Annotated in this window: 6 protein-coding genes; 2 read left to right on the forward strand and 4 right to left on the reverse strand. The window is 46.9% G+C overall.

The features are described 5' to 3' along the window. Positions 1 to 18 precede the first annotated feature (18 nt). The 3 genes from JO154_RS08615 to JO154_RS08625 all read right to left on the reverse strand — a co-directional run bounded on the left by JO154_RS08615 (position 19) and on the right by JO154_RS08625 (position 12,269). Positions 19 to 10,911, reverse strand: coding sequence for a gliding motility-associated C-terminal domain-containing protein (locus JO154_RS08615; protein ID WP_291943809.1), 10,893 nt, complete (start codon positions 10,909 to 10,911; stop codon positions 19 to 21). 342 nt (positions 10,912 to 11,253) lie between these two features. Beyond that, entirely contained in the window at positions 11,254 to 11,808 is a 555-nt protein-coding gene (locus JO154_RS08620) for a cysteine hydrolase (RefSeq protein WP_291943811.1), read from the reverse strand. 2 nt (positions 11,809 to 11,810) lie between these two features. Then, positions 11,811 to 12,269: a MarR family transcriptional regulator gene (locus JO154_RS08625; RefSeq protein WP_291943814.1), complete on the reverse strand. Its 459-nt coding sequence runs from the start codon at positions 12,267 to 12,269 to the stop codon at positions 11,811 to 11,813. A 71-nt stretch (positions 12,270 to 12,340) separates the two neighbouring features. On the opposite strand from JO154_RS08625, the gene JO154_RS08630 reads away from it, so the two are divergent. Beyond that, positions 12,341 to 13,027 carry a hypothetical protein gene (locus JO154_RS08630; protein ID WP_291943817.1) on the forward strand — a complete coding sequence of 229 codons (687 nt, stop codon included), beginning with the start codon at positions 12,341 to 12,343 and terminating at the stop codon, positions 13,025 to 13,027. A gap of 63 nt (positions 13,028 to 13,090) precedes the next feature. Here the strand turns inward: JO154_RS08630 and JO154_RS08635 are convergent, their stop codons facing one another. Beyond that, positions 13,091 to 13,492: a hypothetical protein gene (locus JO154_RS08635; protein WP_291943819.1), complete on the reverse strand. Its 402-nt coding sequence runs from the start codon at positions 13,490 to 13,492 to the stop codon at positions 13,091 to 13,093. A 260-nt stretch (positions 13,493 to 13,752) separates the two neighbouring features. On the opposite strand from JO154_RS08635, the gene JO154_RS08640 reads away from it, so the two are divergent. Next, positions 13,753 to 17,850: a hybrid sensor histidine kinase/response regulator transcription factor gene (locus JO154_RS08640; RefSeq protein ID WP_291943822.1), complete on the forward strand. Its 4,098-nt coding sequence runs from the start codon at positions 13,753 to 13,755 to the stop codon at positions 17,848 to 17,850. The last annotated feature ends 82 nt before the right edge of the window (positions 17,851 to 17,932 follow it).

A 17,932-nucleotide genomic window follows, 5' to 3' on the forward strand; every position in this document is an offset into this window, starting at 1 on the left:
TATGTCAATAAGTAATTTTTATCGTAGCAGTTCTATCCAGCCTTTGTATTCGCGGATTCCCTGCGTTGGACTATTCAGCTTCAGGATGTAATAGTAGGTACCTTCATTCAGGCCATCTCCATTCCATTTATTATCATAATTCTTGTTCTGGTACACCTGATTACCCCACCTGTTATAAATAAATACCGCAGATCCTGGATAGCGTTGCAACCCTTCAATCACCCAGAAATCATTTTTACCATCGCCATTTGGAGTAACTACATTCGGGATGAAAATATCATCACCGGTGATAGGCACTCTAGTGATGGTGCTAGTATTATCAGAGAGGTCCACATCTAATTCAGTAGCGCTGACGGTAGCTGTATTGCCCACGTCTCCCCCATTTACCAACTTCAAGGTAAACTGCAGGGTGGCCGATTGTCCGCTCGGCATTGCAGGAATAGTCCAGATGATATTTCCACTAGCCGCATCGTATACAGCGGAGCCTACACTTGGCGTGAATGTCAACGGTACGCCCAGTTCACTTTCCAAGTGATCTGTCATGATCACATTGGTAGCTGTATCTGGCCCTTGGTTGGTGGCCGTAACTGTGAATTGCAGTACCTGTCCTACTTTCAGCGGCGGAATGGTATTCAACTGTTTGGTTACTTTCATGTTTGCAAACCTGGCGCTAGTAATCGTCACCACCGAAGTATCCGGAATCGTGACATCCGGTGGACCAGTGATAATAGCCACATTCCTGATGACTGCCATACCAGTAATCGTTGCGGTATAGCTCCAGGTCAATGTTTCACCCGCATTCAGTAATCCTATATTCCAGGTGATCACACCATTACTGAGACTTACTGTACCACGTGGAGGGTTGCCAAATATTGGCGTACCCAGCACACTGGCAGGTGGCAATGAATCCGTTACTACAACTGGGTTTACACCCGCTTGTCCATGGTTGGTTACAGACAGAGAATAAGTGATCTGCTGACCTGGTTTGTAAGGACCAGGATTGACAGATTTATTCACATCCAATTGCGCTTTCGCCAACACAGTAGTAACAATTGTATTGCTGGTATTATTGGAACTGTCTGGATCCGTCAAACCCGCAGGGGTATTCACAGTGGCAGTGTTACGGAGTGTACCTGGTGCGCTGGCGGTTCCTGTAATGCGTAATGTCACAGCACCTTGTACCGGGAAAGTATTGATCGCAATAGTAGCAGTACCATTTACGATGGACGGTACTATATTCGCTGCCCCGTTGGAAGTGGACAAGATATTGATCACCGGTTGCAGCAGACCTGTTGGCAGTACATCTTGTACTTTCGCGCCATCAGCAGATGATGGGCCCATATTCACTACCAGCAAATCGTAGGTGATGGTCTGACCCACATATACCTGCTCACTGCCGGTTTTCTGTATGGAAAGATCCGCCTGGCTGCCAATTATACTCTGTACCGTATTGGAAGGTTGCTGCGCGCCATTCAATGTTAGATTTGCCACATTGGTAACAGTACCTGCGGGAGCATCTTGTCTTACCGTTCCTGTGACCACAATTTGTATACTGCTGGTATCTACACCTGGGATAGTAGCTATCACATTTACGGCATTACCACTACCTGTAGTACCCTGGGATACACTCGCAGTATGTTTCGTAGTGGTAGTCCAGGTTACATTGGTCAGGACGCTTGGTACAGCGTCTGTGATGATGACATTGCTGGCTGTTTTTGCACCCGTATTCACCACATTGATCACATAGGTAGCCTGCTTGCCTCTCACCAGGGTAGCAGGGCCAGTTTTGGTGATATTCAATTGCACCTGGTTAGTGCCCGAATTACCCAAAACATGGGTAGATATACTGGAAGATTGCGGGGTAGTACCGATTTCGGCAGGCGTCACGATGGCCGTATTCGTAATATTACTGCCTGTATCAACAGTAGGTGCTATGATACCTTTCACTGCAATATTTATGATATTGCCTGCGCCTGTCGGCAGATTGCCAGTCAGGCTGACAGCATTGCCTGTTCCAGAAGTAGCGCTGGTGATACTCGCTTTACCGCTGGCTGTGGCAGTCCATGTTACATTAGTAATGGCCGCAGGCACCGCATCTGAAACCTGGAAGTTAACAGCATCACTCAGACTTGTATTCTGCACTTTGATATTATAAGTCAGGCTATCTCCGGCGGATGCCTTAGACGGTCCTGTTTTACTGATAGTTAATACCGGTAAGCCTCTTACAATTGTTTGCACCACTGTAGAGGAATCTGGCACACCGGTTTCTGATGGTGTGATGGTCGCCATATTACGGAGCGTATCCCTGAAGGAAGAACTGGTGTTACCATTGATAATAACTGTAATACTATTGCTGGCACCTGGCGGGATATTCGCTGTCAACTGTACAGTATTGCCGGTACCAGTGCTAGCCCCAACAATGCTGGCAGCGCCTTGCGCCGTAGCAGACCAGGTCACTTGCTGAATAGCCGCTGGTACAATATCCCGGATCACGGCATTGGTAGCATTACTTGGACCTGCATTCAGTGCCGTAATCGTATACGTGATAGGCTGACCAGATTGTAATTGTGATGGGCCCATTTTCAGGATTTCTACACCAGGCGTTTGCGTTACCACTGTTTGGATGGTGCTGGTATCAGCAAGTACACCTAGTTCCGCAGGTTGTACGATCGCGGTATTGGTAATAGTACCGACATAAGCAGGATCTATTACACCCATTATATTCACGAGTATATTTCCTTGCGGCGGAATATTTGCTTTCAACTGAACATTATTGCTAGTGCCACTACTATCCGTAACAATCGTACTACCATTGCTGCTGCTGGCTTTCCAAGTAACCTGTGTAATGCTTGTAGGGATTACATCCTGTATAAGCGCCCCTGTGGCATTGCTCGCACCGTTGTTGGTGATCATGAGCAAGTAGTTGACCGGCGCGCCGGCAGCATTATAGGATGGACCACTCTTACGGATATCCAACAGCGGTTTGCTAACAATGAGCGTAGTAACTGGAGGACTCACAGCAGGGACATTATTATTGTCTGCCGGAGTGGCCGTGGCGGTGTTGATAATTGTGCCTGTAGCCGAAGGCGCTACTGTTCCCGTTACCAGGATCATGACATAAGCGCCACCTCCAGCAGGTATGTCTGCATTCACTGAGATCTGCGGAGAAGTACCAGTAGCACCGCTATTTACAACAGCCCCATTTCCTCCCGTCACTTGCCAACTGATATTGGTGAGGCGACTATCTATCGTATCTGTTATGATGACTCCTCTTGCGTTACTTGGGCCATTGTTGGTTACACGAATCGTGTAAGTCATACTTACACCAGCAGTTACTTTGGATGGTCCAGTTTTTCGTACATCCAACTGCGTGTTGCGGGTGATCTGTGTAACTACTGTATCCCTCACGGATACGCTGGTATCTGTTGCCGCTGCTATGTTTGTAATATTTCCAGATGCTGACGGATCAATGGTTCCTGTTACGCCAATAACCACCAGGTTATCACGGCCTGCTGGAATATTGGCGGTGGTATTTACATTTCCATTGCCACTAAACGGACCGGTAACAGCAGCAGCGCCTTGTAGCAATACTGACCAGGAAGGATTTTGAATAACCGGCGGAATGATATCTGATATATTCAGTCCGGTTACATCGCTTGGCCCATCATTACCTACCACGATGGAATAGGTGATGCTGTTTCCTGCTACCGCCGCAACTGGACCTCCTTTGTGAATCGTTACCCCATATCGTTTTCCAATCATGGTGGTGACGGAACTGGTATTATTAGATGGGTTAATATCTGTAACGCCTGTTACCAGTACGTTGGCAGTATTCACAATCGCGTTGGCTGTCGTACCGCCTGCAATAGTACCAGTAATCGTAAAGGTGATATAATTGGATGCACCCGCAGCAATGCTAGCAGGCATATCAATCGTATTGCCACTGCTGTCTACTCGCGCACTACCCATGATAGTGGCGTTGCCGGTGGCTACCGCCGACCAGGTGACGTCAGTAATGGCAGCAGGAATTACATCCTGGATCTCGATGGTATTTGCATCACGTGGACCACGGTTGGCTACCGTGAGGGTATAAGTAATACCATTACCGGCAATCGCGCTAGCAGGGCCACTCTTGATGATGCTTACATCCGCATTATTATTGATCGTGGTAGTAACAGAACTTTGTTTATTGGCGCCAGCTACTACCGTTGCAGTATTTGTTACCTGTGCGGCCACTGTATTACTCACTACCCCTTTAATGGTCACTACCAGGGAATTGCTTGCTCCCACAGGAATATTACCGGTGGTGGTAACAGTATTGGTAGTCCCTGAAAGAGCGCCGGTAATGGCGGCTGTACCCGTAGCGGTGGCGGTCCAACTATATACGACGATATCACTCGGTACATTATCCGTGATAAGCGCACCGGTAATATTTCCAGCGCCGCCATTGATAACCACTACTTGGTAGGTAATCGTATCGCCTACATTGGCGGTAGCCGGGCCGGATTTAGCAATTCTAATAATTGGATCATTATCAACATTAGCAGAAACGGTGCTGGAATTATTAGACAACACTGGATCTGTAATAGGCACTCCTGGCTGGAAGGAGACATTAGCAGTATTGCTAATCGTCATACCATTGAGGAGCGCAGGAGAAGTAATACCATTTATTACCACTGTAACAGCACTTCCATTGGCTGGGATATCCGCAGTGAGATCCACATTACCGATGCCGGTTGTCGGGTTCATGTTTGCCACGTTGCCAGTGGCGGTGGCGGTCCAAGTAGCCGATAAAATCCCAGATGGTATGAGATCCGTAATATACACCCCTGTGGCATTAGAAGGGCCCAGATTGGTGATGCGGAGCGTATACTGCACAGGTTCGCCTGCCGACTGATTGGCCGGGCCGGTTTTGACAATTTGTAAATCAGCCTGCCTGCTGACAGTAGTGGTAACAGATGTACTATCTCCTATTGGCAGGATTCCTGCTGGATTCAGCGCTTTTGCTGTATTGACAATAGTACTTCCTGTAAATGCAGGATCTACTTTCCCATTCACAACAATGGTAATTTTTGCTGGAAGAGAATCCGGTATATCCGCCACTAAAGCGATGTTACCGGTACCGGTATTACCAGATGTAATCGTTGCGCCACCAGTGGCCGTAGCCGTCCATGTTGCATTGATGATGCCTGTAGGGATATTATCGGTAATGCTCACCCCTCGTGTACTACTTGGGCCGTGATTCAAGACTTCCACGGTATAGGTGATATTGCTTCCCGCTACAATATTGGCTGGTCCTGCTTTTCTAATTTCCAGCACAGCATAAGGCGTTACCGTTGTAGTAATGGTAGACACGCCTGTTGTGGCGCCAGGTTCGGCAGGAACTACCCTGGCGGTATTTACAATCTGTCCGGTGAAATCAGATTGCACTTTTGCCTCTGCCACCACAAGAATATAATTGCTTTCCCCGGCAGGAATGTTTGCATTGATGTTAATAATATTTCCTGTGCCGATGGCGCCGGAATTAATTTGTGCGGTACCTCCTGCGATGGCTCCCCACTGGCTTACTACCGCCGTTCCTGGAATCGTATCCAGGATGCTGGCCCCTATTGCGTCAGATGGGCCCACGTTCAGGATACGCATGCCATACAAAATCTTGTCACCAGCATATACTTTGGCAGGAGCAGCTTTTGTAATCATAAGACCTGGTTTGCGCACCAGTGTAGTCGTTACCGTATCTGAATTAATCGCTGGTATACCTGGTTCTGAAGGCGTAGCAATAGCCCAATTCTGGAAGCTGGTGGGCGCCGTTGCAGCAGGAACAGTACCTGTGATGGTGATGGCAATACTATTGCCGGAGCCAGCCTTGATACTACCTACCAGATTAACATTATTGCCTGTTCCGGATGCACCGGAAGTGATAGTGGCATTGCCATTGGTTGTAGCCGTCCAGTTGACGTTGGTCAGTACACTAGATACCGCATCCGTAATAGTAGTATTGGTGGCATCAGAAGGCCCCATATTGGTAGCTGTAATGGTATAGGTTACCACCTCGCCGGCATTGATAGTTACAGGTCCGGCCTTCAGTAGGCTAAGATTAGGTCGTTGAGTGATGGTGGTAGTCACCTGGTTGGAATTGGCAGGTAATGCTCCGGTTTCCGATGGGATGGCTGTAGCCCCATTCGTGAAGGAGCCGGAGAAACTAGGATCTACTTTACCTGTTATAACCACAGAGACACTATTACCCTGACCCGCAGGAATATTCACCGTAATACCGAGGTTATTACCCGCACCAGTACCATTATTCAGTACTTGCGCGCTACCATTGGCGGTTGCCTGCCAGGTTGCATGCTGCACCTGTACAGGAATCGCATCACTGATCAGCAGGTTATTGGCATTCGAGAAACCCGTATTGGTCACCAATAAAGTATACACGATTTGTTCTCCTGCATCCAATTGTGTAGGACCAGATTTAGAGATACTTACTACTGGAATTTTTCGCACCCGCACTGTTTTGGAAGCAGATACCGGTGGTACTGCTTCTGCAGGCGTGGCGGTAGCGTTATTGATAAGCGTAGTATCCACTCCGGGATCTGTCTTGGCTTTAATGGTTACCACCACACCATTGGTAGCACCGGCTGGAATATTGGCTGTGATCTTAACTATTCTTCCTGTGCCGGAACCACCACTCAGAATAGCTGCACTACCGGTAGCGGTGCTGGTCCAGTAGGAGCCCTGCAAACTAGCAGGAACGGTATCTGTAATCACTGTTCCCAAGGCATCTGCCTGCCCGATATTGTTGACAGTAATGGTATAGGTCAGACTATCCCCTGCGACGATTCTATCCACCGAACTTTTGGTAATGCTCAGTTTAGGTAAACGGTTGACCACCGTTGTTTTGGTGGCTGTATCGCCGGTGCTTCCAGGTTCGGATGGTTTCACCTGCGCATTGTTGGTGAGGTTCCCAGCGAAATTAGAAGCAATAGTACCACTAACGGCAATGGATATATTATTACTACTACCTGCGCCAAGATCAGCAGTTACAGTAACGGAATTGCCGGAGCCGGAAGCGCCGGATAACAACGTAGCATTGCCGTTGGCAACGGCAGTCCAGGTAACATTTTGAACCTGCGGAGGTACGATATCTGTGATGGTGAGTCCACGTGCATTGCTCGGGCCACTATTCGTAACGATCAAGCCATATACAATACTTCCACCAGCACTCGCCGTATCGACAGACATTTTAGTTATATGCAGCGTAGCCTGTGCATTTATAGTAGTAATCACTTCATTACTTGTCACCGTTGTGCTATTAGGCTCTGATGGCGTTACAGTGGCGGTGTTATGAATAGGTACCAGTAACTGTGGTTGTATCGTTCCTGTTATCAGCACCCGAACAGTAGCGCCGGCATTTATATTCGCATCCAGGGATACGCTATTGCCAGTGCCAGTAGCGCCACTATTAATGGTACCTGTGCCACTGGTTACACTAGCTGTCCAGCTCACATTAAACAATGAGGGTGATACCAGGTCGCTGATAATAGTATGTTTAGAATTGGAAGGCCCTTCATTGGTCACATCTACGGTATAAGTAATTGTACTACCTGCTGCGGCTGTAGCCGGGCCATTCTTCACCGCCGTAAAGTTCACTACAGGATTGACCGTCGCCTGATCAGTAGAAGATACTGGCGGCACATTAGGTTCTGCCGGAGTGGCGGTAGCCATATTCGTTAATACCCCGCTGAAATCTGGACTGATAGTACCTTTTATGTGTACAATCACGGCATTGGATGCTCCTGCTGGTATATTCGCTGTCACGCTGAGGTTATTGCCAGCACCAGTAGCGCCACTGGTAACCGCCGCTGCGCCCTGCACTTCTGTTGTCCAGGTGGGATTGAGTACCGCGGCCGGAATATTATCCGTGATCACTGTACCTAGGGCATTACTAGGGCCATTATTCGTCAGCAGAACGGTATAATCCACTGGCAATCCTGCTGTCAGGATAATCTGGTCCAGGTGGGTTTTCAGGATCACCAAGCCTGGCGTACTACTGATAACGGTAGTAGTGGTATTGGAAGGTAATGGAGTAGATGCTGGCTCAGCAGGCAAAGCGGAAGCTTGATTGAGTATATTCCCTGTAGCCCCCGCCGCTACGGTGCCGGAGATACTGATATATATTTTGCCCGTGTCTCCCGCAGGCATACTGGCAGTTATACTCAAATTATTTCCACTGCCCGTTGCACCACTGACAATCGTCGCTTTTCCGGTAGCAGCGGCTGTCCAATTGACGGCGGTTACCTTGGAGGAAATAGCATCTGTTATCACTGTATTCACCGCATCACCCAAACCGGTATTATTTGATACCAGGCTAAACTGTATTAGGCCGCCGGCAACAGCCATAGCAGGTGCTTGTTTCACCGTATTGATATAAGGTCTACGTATAACCGGTACCGTTATAGTACTAGTGGCCCCATTGGAGTCGGGTACATTCGGAGACACAGCAGTTGCTGTATTGGTGATATTGCCGTTTAAGGCAGACGACAGCTTACCGGTAACAACTATTGTCACCGTAGCACCGCCGGTAGGAATATCTGCTGTTACGTCTATATTCGTCAGGGTGGAGTTATTGCTAATCAAATTCGTAGCGCCTGTAACGGTAACGGCTACATTAGATGCAATAAAAGAGGCCGGTAGAGGATCTGTGATATGTACAGCAGTGGCGTTACTCGGGCCTGCATTGATCGCAACGATGCGGTATATAAAGTCTTGCCCCGCGATGTAAGGTCCATTCTCTGGAATGGTTTTGAAAATCTGGATATCAGCAGCACTGATATATTGAATCACCGCGGTATCTCTACTCGGCGGACATACCCCATTACTCACCGTCCACACCAGTGTAGCGGAAGTATTTGGTGCGATGGTTGCATTGGTACTAGGATTCGCAGGATTCGCCAAAGTAGCATTGCCACTGATCACCGTCCAGACGCCCGTGCCCACCGTAGGTGTATTCCCCTGTAGGACGAATACACCGGTATTATATTGTACCTGGTCTGGCCCCGCATTGGCTGTAGTAGGAGGCGCTTGCACCGTCACCACCACCTCTTTGGAAGCAGCAGGACAAACACTATTGCCAATGGTCCACAGGAAACGGTAAGTGCCTGGCGCTAAGCCGGAAATCTGTGTACCGGGATTATGTACATCACTGAAAACGACATTCGTGGGCCCAGACTCCTGCGTCCAAGTACCGGTACCAGAAGTAGGCGTGTTGCCCGCCAGGTTCATGGTAGTGCTGTTACAGATCGTCGTATCGTTGCCTGCATTGGGTATCGTGGGCGGTGCTACAATTACTACCGTTTGGGGATATACAGGAGAAGTACAGCCAGTGGTACTATTACTAAAAGTAAAATTCAGGTGATAGGTGCCTGGGGCCAAATTGCCCGGAATAACCACATTCAGCGGAGAACTGCCCAGCACCCCATTGGTAATGGTGGAAAAGCCTGGCATATCTGTACTGGTAACTGTATAGCGATTGGCTGTTCCGGTAGTAATAGCATAAGGTTGGCGATAAGTGGCCGTACCGGCACATAAAGAAGGTTGTGCAGGCACCGAAGCGGTAATCTGCGGATATACCGTAACTGGAAATACTTGTGATACGCCTCTACCACTACATCCAGATACGGTAGCGGTTACACGATAATACATATTGCTCGTGAGTGCACCGGTATTCATAGTGGCGCCGGTTTGCCCGGTAACAGTGGTCCAGTTACTGGTTCCATTCGGGCTGGATTCCCACAAGTAAGAGAATCCGGTAGTGGGGTTACCGGTACCATTCGGGGAGATATTAGCTGTGAGATTGGTGGAGGTATTGTAACAGATAGGTGTTGTACCAGCAATACTGGAAACAAAATCAATTACTTTCAGTTCTACGGGACTGGAAGTGACCCGGCAATTAGCACTATTGATTTCGGCCGTACCACCGGCAGCGAGTACACGATATTCATATCCTCCTTGGGCATTGGGGATAGTAAAGGTTCTGGTGTTACTAGCGCCATTATTCACTACGCCGCCCACATTGGTCCAATCGGTGGTTCCAAGTAAACGGTTCTGCAACTGGAAGTAATAATTAGAGTAACTACCAACAGGCAACTGCACATTTAAAGTGCCTGTACCACCGTAACAGATGGTACCTGCTCCTTGTGTAAACGTGATAGGAGGACCGCAAGCGGCAAAGGCAATATCATCCAGTGCTAGGTCATTACCATTGCTACTGGGGGTATTACTGAAGATGCGTAATATAACAGAACTGGTAGTACTAGGCATCTGGAATACGCCTGCTTGCCGCACCCAGGTGCCCGGCGACTGATAAGGCACATTACCTGTGGAAACGGAGATAATAGGAGCGCCATTGGGATTATTGGCGTCTACGATATCGAAACGCAGACTAGGTTGCGATACGCCTCCCTGCGGGTTGATATTCATGATCCAGGCGGAAAACTCAAAGGTAGTACCGGCACAAAGTCCGGTGATGGTACGTTCATAGAATTTATCCGGAGTGGCATTCGCATCCACCACCATACAAAATCCAGTACCAGTACCGGTTGTATGATCCGGTCGATCCACAAAATATGTATTGTTATACCCTCTGGTAGTGTTACTGATGGTATACTGGCCAGGATACGGCCCCACAGGTCGATTCACCGTTTGCGGACTATAGTAGGTATAAGTAGTAATACCTGGAGCTAATGGAGGACCGAGTGTAGGCTTCACCGTAGTACCTGCATCTCCAAAAGTTTCCTTAAAGATAGGATCGCCAAGAGAGCCGGTACAGGACTGCGCATTTCCTTTTTGGGCAGTTAATAAAAGGGCAAGCAAAAAAAGACAGCAGTAAATAGCAGAGTAGCATTTCATCATAGAGATCCTGGTTGTCGCGGTAAATACAATGGTGGCAAGGGGAAACAGGAACAGGGTACCTCAACATTCAACTAGCTTACAGCACTCACCTCTACATACATTCATGGTAAGCGATAGCAACTACAACAATAAAAAATTCATATGGTTCAGTTATTAACCAAACCACTATCCATGACCGTTATAATCATATTCAGGACAGTTAACACATCATTTAAAATACATATATTAATAACTAAGGGAACAAACCATTAAGTAGGAAACCTAACATAAAATAAAAATGGCGCAATGTAGCAACACATCTTCCTTTGCTACTTTGCGCCCTTTGCGAGAAATAAAATTTCATCAGAGGGATTTCACCCAGTCTTCGGCATTTTGTACCACTCCCCGACGACCATATATTTTATCAAACAAAAACTGGTGCATTTCCGGATCTCTGTCTTGGCAACAATCCTGTAGCACCGTCATATTGAAATCCATATCGGCGGCAGCCAAGAAAGTACTGAGTACAATACCGCTACTGGAAATCCCCGACATCACAATTCGATCCACCTGCATACTACGTAGGATTACCTCCAGGGGGCTTCCTGCAAATGCGCTATAGCGTTTCTTGTTAATCACCGGTTCTCCTGGCAACGGCGTTATCTCCTTACTGATAGCTCTTTTATCATCCGAAGGCAGAAAATAACCCGTTTGCTTTAAGCCGCTGAAAAATTTGTTTTTATCCCCCACTTCTGGATATCCTTCCTCAAAGGCCAGGCGTACAAAAATCACGGGTACACCTGCTTTCCTGGCTCCATCCAACGCTACACGAACCTGCTTCAACAGCGTAGCCGCATCTGCATAATTCTCCAACATCCGCTCCTGTAAATCCATGAGCAGTAACACTGACTTTTCCATTTTTATATTTTTGATTGGGTAATGGGTATTCTCTCTTCGAGGCGCTTTAACAATGCTAAAGTGGATTTAATGGTATCTTTTTCTTTCGCTGTAAAAATCTCCGCTATTTGCGCTGCCAGCCATTCTTCCCTTTCTTTACGGGTATGTTCCACCTTCTGTACGCCCGCTTTGGTCAGCGAGATCAGGTTCTTACGTTTATCCTCTGGAGATATACGCCGGGAAATATATCCCAGGTCAAGCAGGCGCTTCAGTACCTGCGACATAAACTGAGAAGATATATGCAGGTGGGCGCCTAGCTCAGATGGCAACATCTCCTTTTGCTGCATCAGCATACCCACTACGTTCAGCTCGGCAATCGACAAATGCTCCGGATTACTGATTTGCTTACGCAGACGCTTGTTCATCGCTGTTACCAACTGCCGCAATGCTAGGGCTACTTCCTGGTCCTTTTTGGTGATCATATTTGTTCTATTAACTTTGTAAAGTTACTTTACTATTTTTTCACAGCAAAATTTTCCTTAACTTATCAGTAATGCAATCACTTGCAACATATCGTCCGCCATGGTGGAAACAGTTGTCTCGGCGCGTGCGTCGGGTATTTCAGCTTAAGACCATCTATCGCAGCCAGGAACTACGCTGGTTCTTCACCTCCCCTGACACCGGTATCCAACACTGGTTTGCCAGTCACGGTAGGAACCTAAAAGATGCTCCCCCTCGCACGGATATTTACTTCTACCTCCCAGAAAACAACCATCGCAGCATTAAGTTACGCGAAGGCAATATGGAACTTAAACGCCGCGCTAGTAGTCCTAAAGCGGTGCAAATCTCCCGTACCAATGCGGGACTCCTCGAAAGCTGGGAGAAACTAATCGGCAAACAAATACCAGACAAAATTCTGAATGGCATCGATAATAGCAGCAGCTATTTCAGGGTAAGAATGCTAAAACAACGTATAGTCGTGAAGGTGGTAAGGAAAGAAGATGCCACTTATGAACTCTATGACCTATTGGCGCACACTACATACGGCTGCCAACTAGAATACACGAAATTGGAAGTAGAGGGACAAACATGGTATACCTTCGCAGCCGAATGGTATGGTGATGCGAACCCTGCAGACTATGCCGAATTCCTTAGCAATATGTTACAGCATAGTCATCTCCCGCTCACCCATTCTATGGCTTATCCTGCGTTTATACGCAGCATCATGGTGGAGAAGTAGAATTAGATAACAGAATGCACAAAGAAATATTTTTAGTGTTACCTGTATGTTATCAAATTGTAACTAGCCGCGATGAGGAGCTACCAGCGTTCTTCTCTTTTGTCCCGCCTGGTGCACCTGTTGCAGCTTGGCTTTCAACTGATTGATGAGCGTAACTACTTTGTAATCGTCGCTGGTAAAATACATCTCATCATATTGACTAAACACCACGGTTGTATCTGACATTTCTGGCAGAATCTGTACTTGTGTGTTAAAGTATATTTTCTCTGTTTGGGAATTGATGGTATTGGCGAAGATATATGATGGACGGAAATCGGGATGGGATTGCAAATACTCCAGTGCTTTTTCCAACGTCGGCAGACAAACAACTGCCTTACGATTACCCAATAAATCCAGTGCATAGTAATACTGTACACGACGATCTTCATTCGCGTCAACAAGCAGGTAATTGATCTCCGTTTTCATTGCAGATAGTTTTGGGAGGACAAAGATAAAGCATAAATAATGTCCACAATCAGACACAGTATTAAGAACATGTCAATTAACAATTTAATTTTCTCTAGATGCGTATTTTTTACATTTATGTCTTATAACCAGCCCCAGGCGTCTATTTCCGGCAATATTTTAACCTTTCCCTATACTATCTTATCTAGGATTCACTATTTTCATCGCACCACCTTAACTTCAACATTACCTGTAGTGTCAACCAAATATTTAGAAGTGCTATGTTGTGTGTAGGAAAATCCCTGCCGGTAAAATACCTTACCTGTTGCCTGTTGCTGTTGCTGATGTGTTGTAGTATGCTTGCACAGGAAAATCCCTTACATTTCACCCGCCTGGGTATTGCCCAGGGCTTACCTCAGAGTACCGTCAACTGTATATTACAGGATAGTAAAGGTTTCATTTGGATAGGCACTGAGAACGGCCTTTGCAGATACAGCGACGATGAAATAAAAATCTTTCGCAATAATAAATACACGCGAGGAAGTATCAGTAGCAATTTCGTAAATGCTTTAGCAGAAGATGATAAAGGGAATATCCTTGTTGGTACTGCCAACGGTTTGAATATTTATGATACCCGCATGGAAGTCTTTCGCATGGCCAGCGGTGAACCAGATATCCAAGATGTTAGTGCGATTTATAAAGATAGTCACAATCGTATATGGGTGGGCGCTTTACGCCGCTGCTTTGCCTATCAGTCGGATAAAGAACAATTAGTACATGTTCCACTGCCCCCGGACAGTTTCAACAGAAGTAGTGTCATTCCTAGGGCTTTCGCAGAAGATAAAAACGGTAATCTCTGGATTGGTTACGGCGCTGCCCTCTTTCATTATCAACCGGGAACCGGAAGACTATTGCCCGTTCCTCCTGCGTTACAGATAAATTCCACTATTCATTGTATCACCCTTCACAACAATGAAGTATGGGTGGGAACACAGGGCCAGGGCCTCTTTATGATGGATACCGTTACCGGTACTGCCATTCATTACCATGCGGCCGATCCTGAAAATAATGTGGCCAATGAAATGGTGAAAGCAGTGAAATTCATAGGAAATGAATGCTGGGTAGGCACGCGCAAAGGTTTGTATATTTTACGCAATCGGAAAGTGGTAGCTCACTATACGAATGATAAATATGATCCTTCTTCACTGAGTTATAATTCTGTATGCTCCATCCTCCAGGACAAAGCAGGCACCGTTTGGATAGGGACTTACTGGGGCGGTATCAGTCAGGTACATCCTGGCAGCGATATGAATTATATTTCCTGGCTAATGAAAGACGGGATTGGGATGAATAGTCGTATCGCGATGGCGATTGCGGAAGATAGTAAGCATAATCTATGGATCGCTACATCTGCCGGCATCAACTATTACGACCGTCAGGCGCATACTTTTAAATACTATCACGTTCCCGCACCTACGGAGAATGCCAACAAAGAAATTATCAAGTCTTTACTGATAAAGGATGAGGAGCATTTATTAGTAGGCAGCCTGGAGGGACTGTACTTGTTTCATATTCCTACGGCTACGTTTACACGCATACCATTGCGGAGTGAGCGCGATCCGGAAGGAAAAAGCAATCATGCCTGCTTCGCGATGGAGAAAGGGCAGAATGGCTGGTGGATTGGTACGGAGAGCGGTTTGTTCTTCTTAGATAAAAACCTGCGCTGTCAGGCATTCCTGCATGATAATGATAATCCCAACAGTTTGATGGCAGGAGAAATAAATTGTTTGTATGAAGACACGCATGCCACGTTATGGATCGGCACCACTACGGGATTATGCTATCTACCTTTTGGGAGTCGCCACTTTGTCCAATTGAATGACCGTTGGGTACAAACCTACAATCCTCCTGAAAACGTGCATTGCATACGAGCGGATCATCATGGAAAGATTTGGGTGGGCACGCATGATAATGGTTTGATGTATGTAGACGGCATCTCCAGTATGCTGCAATCCCTCGATACAGAAACAGGTTTGGCGGATATCATTATCCGCGGTATTGTGGAAGACGATGCCGGTAACCTGTGGATCAGCGGGCAAGATAATATCATGAAAGTGGTGCAAGACCCTCACGCTGTGGATGGCATGCGCAAAATCACGGTAACCAACTACGGCGCAGGCAATTGGGCGGGCGCTACAGAATACCTGAACCCCGCCGTGAAAACCGCGAACGGGGATATCATGTTTGGCGGCATCAATGGTATTGTGCGTTTCAGTCCAAAAACCATGTTTAATAATACTGCCGGCCCACAGGTCATTCTCACCGGCATGTTGATTAAGAATATCCCTGTGAACGTGGCCGACGAGAAATCCCCGCTGACCACCTCCATCACTTATACAGACAAAATTACGCTGACGCATGACCAGGCTTATTTCACCCTGCATTTTGGCGCGCTGAATTATATCAACCCGAGTTCTAACCAGTTCGCCTATTTGATGGAAGGACTGCACAGCGATAACAAATGGCATTATGTAGGCCATCAAACGGCAGCCACCTTCACCAACTTGGACCCAGGCAACTATATCTTTAAAGTGAAAGCAGCCAATAATGACGGCGTTTGGAGTGAACAACCTACGTGCTTGCATATACGCGTTTTACCTCCTTTCTGGAAAACTTGGTACGCATACTTGTTCTATGTGCTGCTGATTGTGGGCATCCTGCTTTGGTACTATTATTACTCGCTGCGTACTACCCTGCTGAAACATGAAATCATGAAACAGCAAGAATATCGGGAAAAAGACAGGGAATTGGCGAAAAACAAAATGAACTTCTTCACGAATATCTCCCATGATATCAAAACACCGCTGACACTCATCATGGCGCCAGTGGAAAAATTACTCCAGAATACCTTGCTCGGCAATAACGAGCGCCGACAACTACTCCTCATCCAACAAAATGGAGAGCGACTGATGCGACTCATGGATCAGTTGCTGGATTTCCGTCGATTGGAGGAGGGTGGGATTCCACTACAGGCCGAGCTGGCGGATATCGTTAGTTTTTGCCAGGAAGTGACAGGGGCCTTTGAAAGTCTGGCTGCGAAGAGAAATATTGCCCTCCACCTGACTTCCTCCCTGGACATCATGATGGTTTGGTTCGACAAGGATAAATTTGAAAAGATTCTTTTCAACCTCCTTTCCAATGCGTTGAAGTTTACACAGTCGGGCGGAGAGGTGACATTAGCTTTGTCCTATGAGGGCAACCAGTTGCTATTGCAAGTAATTGACAATGGCATTGGGATACCGGAAAGTCATTTTGAAAAAATATTCGGACAGTTCAATCATTATGACTTCAATAATCTACAAACCGGTGGAACGGGGATTGGGTTGGCCTTTGTACGTGGCCTAGTGACCTTGCACCATGGAACAATCCAGCTACAGAGTAGGCAGGCCACTGCCGATACGCCAGGATATACTTGTTTCAGTATCCGCATTCCTGCCGGCAACCAGCACCTCCAACCAGAAGAAATGACCACTACCCGCCATGCAGGAGCGCTGGGCAATAGTGTGGTAGACCAGGAATTCGAACAGCCACTGGATACCGAAGAGAGTGACAAGCCCGTGATGCTGATTGTGGAAGATAATAAAGATGTATTGCATTACCTGGCGGAGATGTTCAATCATCATTACCAGTTGCATCTGGCCGCAGATGGGCAAACCGGTCTTGACCTGGCGACTTCGTGTCTCCCGGATATTATCATCAGCGATGTGATGATGCCCGGCATGAACGGCGTAGAGCTATGCCATGCCCTGAAAAATGACAATCGTACTAGTCATATCCCCATTATCCTGTTATCTGCCAGAAGTACAGTATCGTTTATACGGGAGGGTTATGAAACCGGGGCAGATGACTATATCACCAAGCCATTTAGTATTGCACTGCTCACCGCCAGGGTACAGAACCTGCTGGAGTCCCGCCGACTACTGCGAGAACGCTATAGCCAGGTGGCGACGCTTCCTCCGGAAAGTATTCCTGTTACGGGTCCGGATGATGTATTCCTGAAAACCGTTATCACTTATATAGAAGAAAACATCGCCGAGCCTAGTTTAAATGTAGAGGAACTGGCGGCCGCTGTTAATATGAGTCGCATTACTTTATACCGAAAATTAAAGGCACTCACCAACCAAACCACGATTGAATTTATCCGAAGTATCCGCTTACAACAGGCCGCCCGATTATTGGCGAGTCAGCAATATAACGTCAATGAAGTGGCATACATGGTCGGGTTTTCGGATGTAGACTACTTCCGAAAATGGTTTAAAAAGGAATTCAACCAGCTCCCTTCAGAATACGGGCGCAATGGACAGTCAATGGAAAAATAACCAATGTATTAAACATTATATTTTTATACATATCATTTCACTTGAAACCATTTACCCGGTAGTTTTGAAACAAAATACGGGT

Origin of the sequence: Chitinophaga sp., assembly GCF_019236475.1 — a bacterium.
GTDB lineage: Bacteria > Bacteroidota > Bacteroidia > Chitinophagales > Chitinophagaceae > Chitinophaga.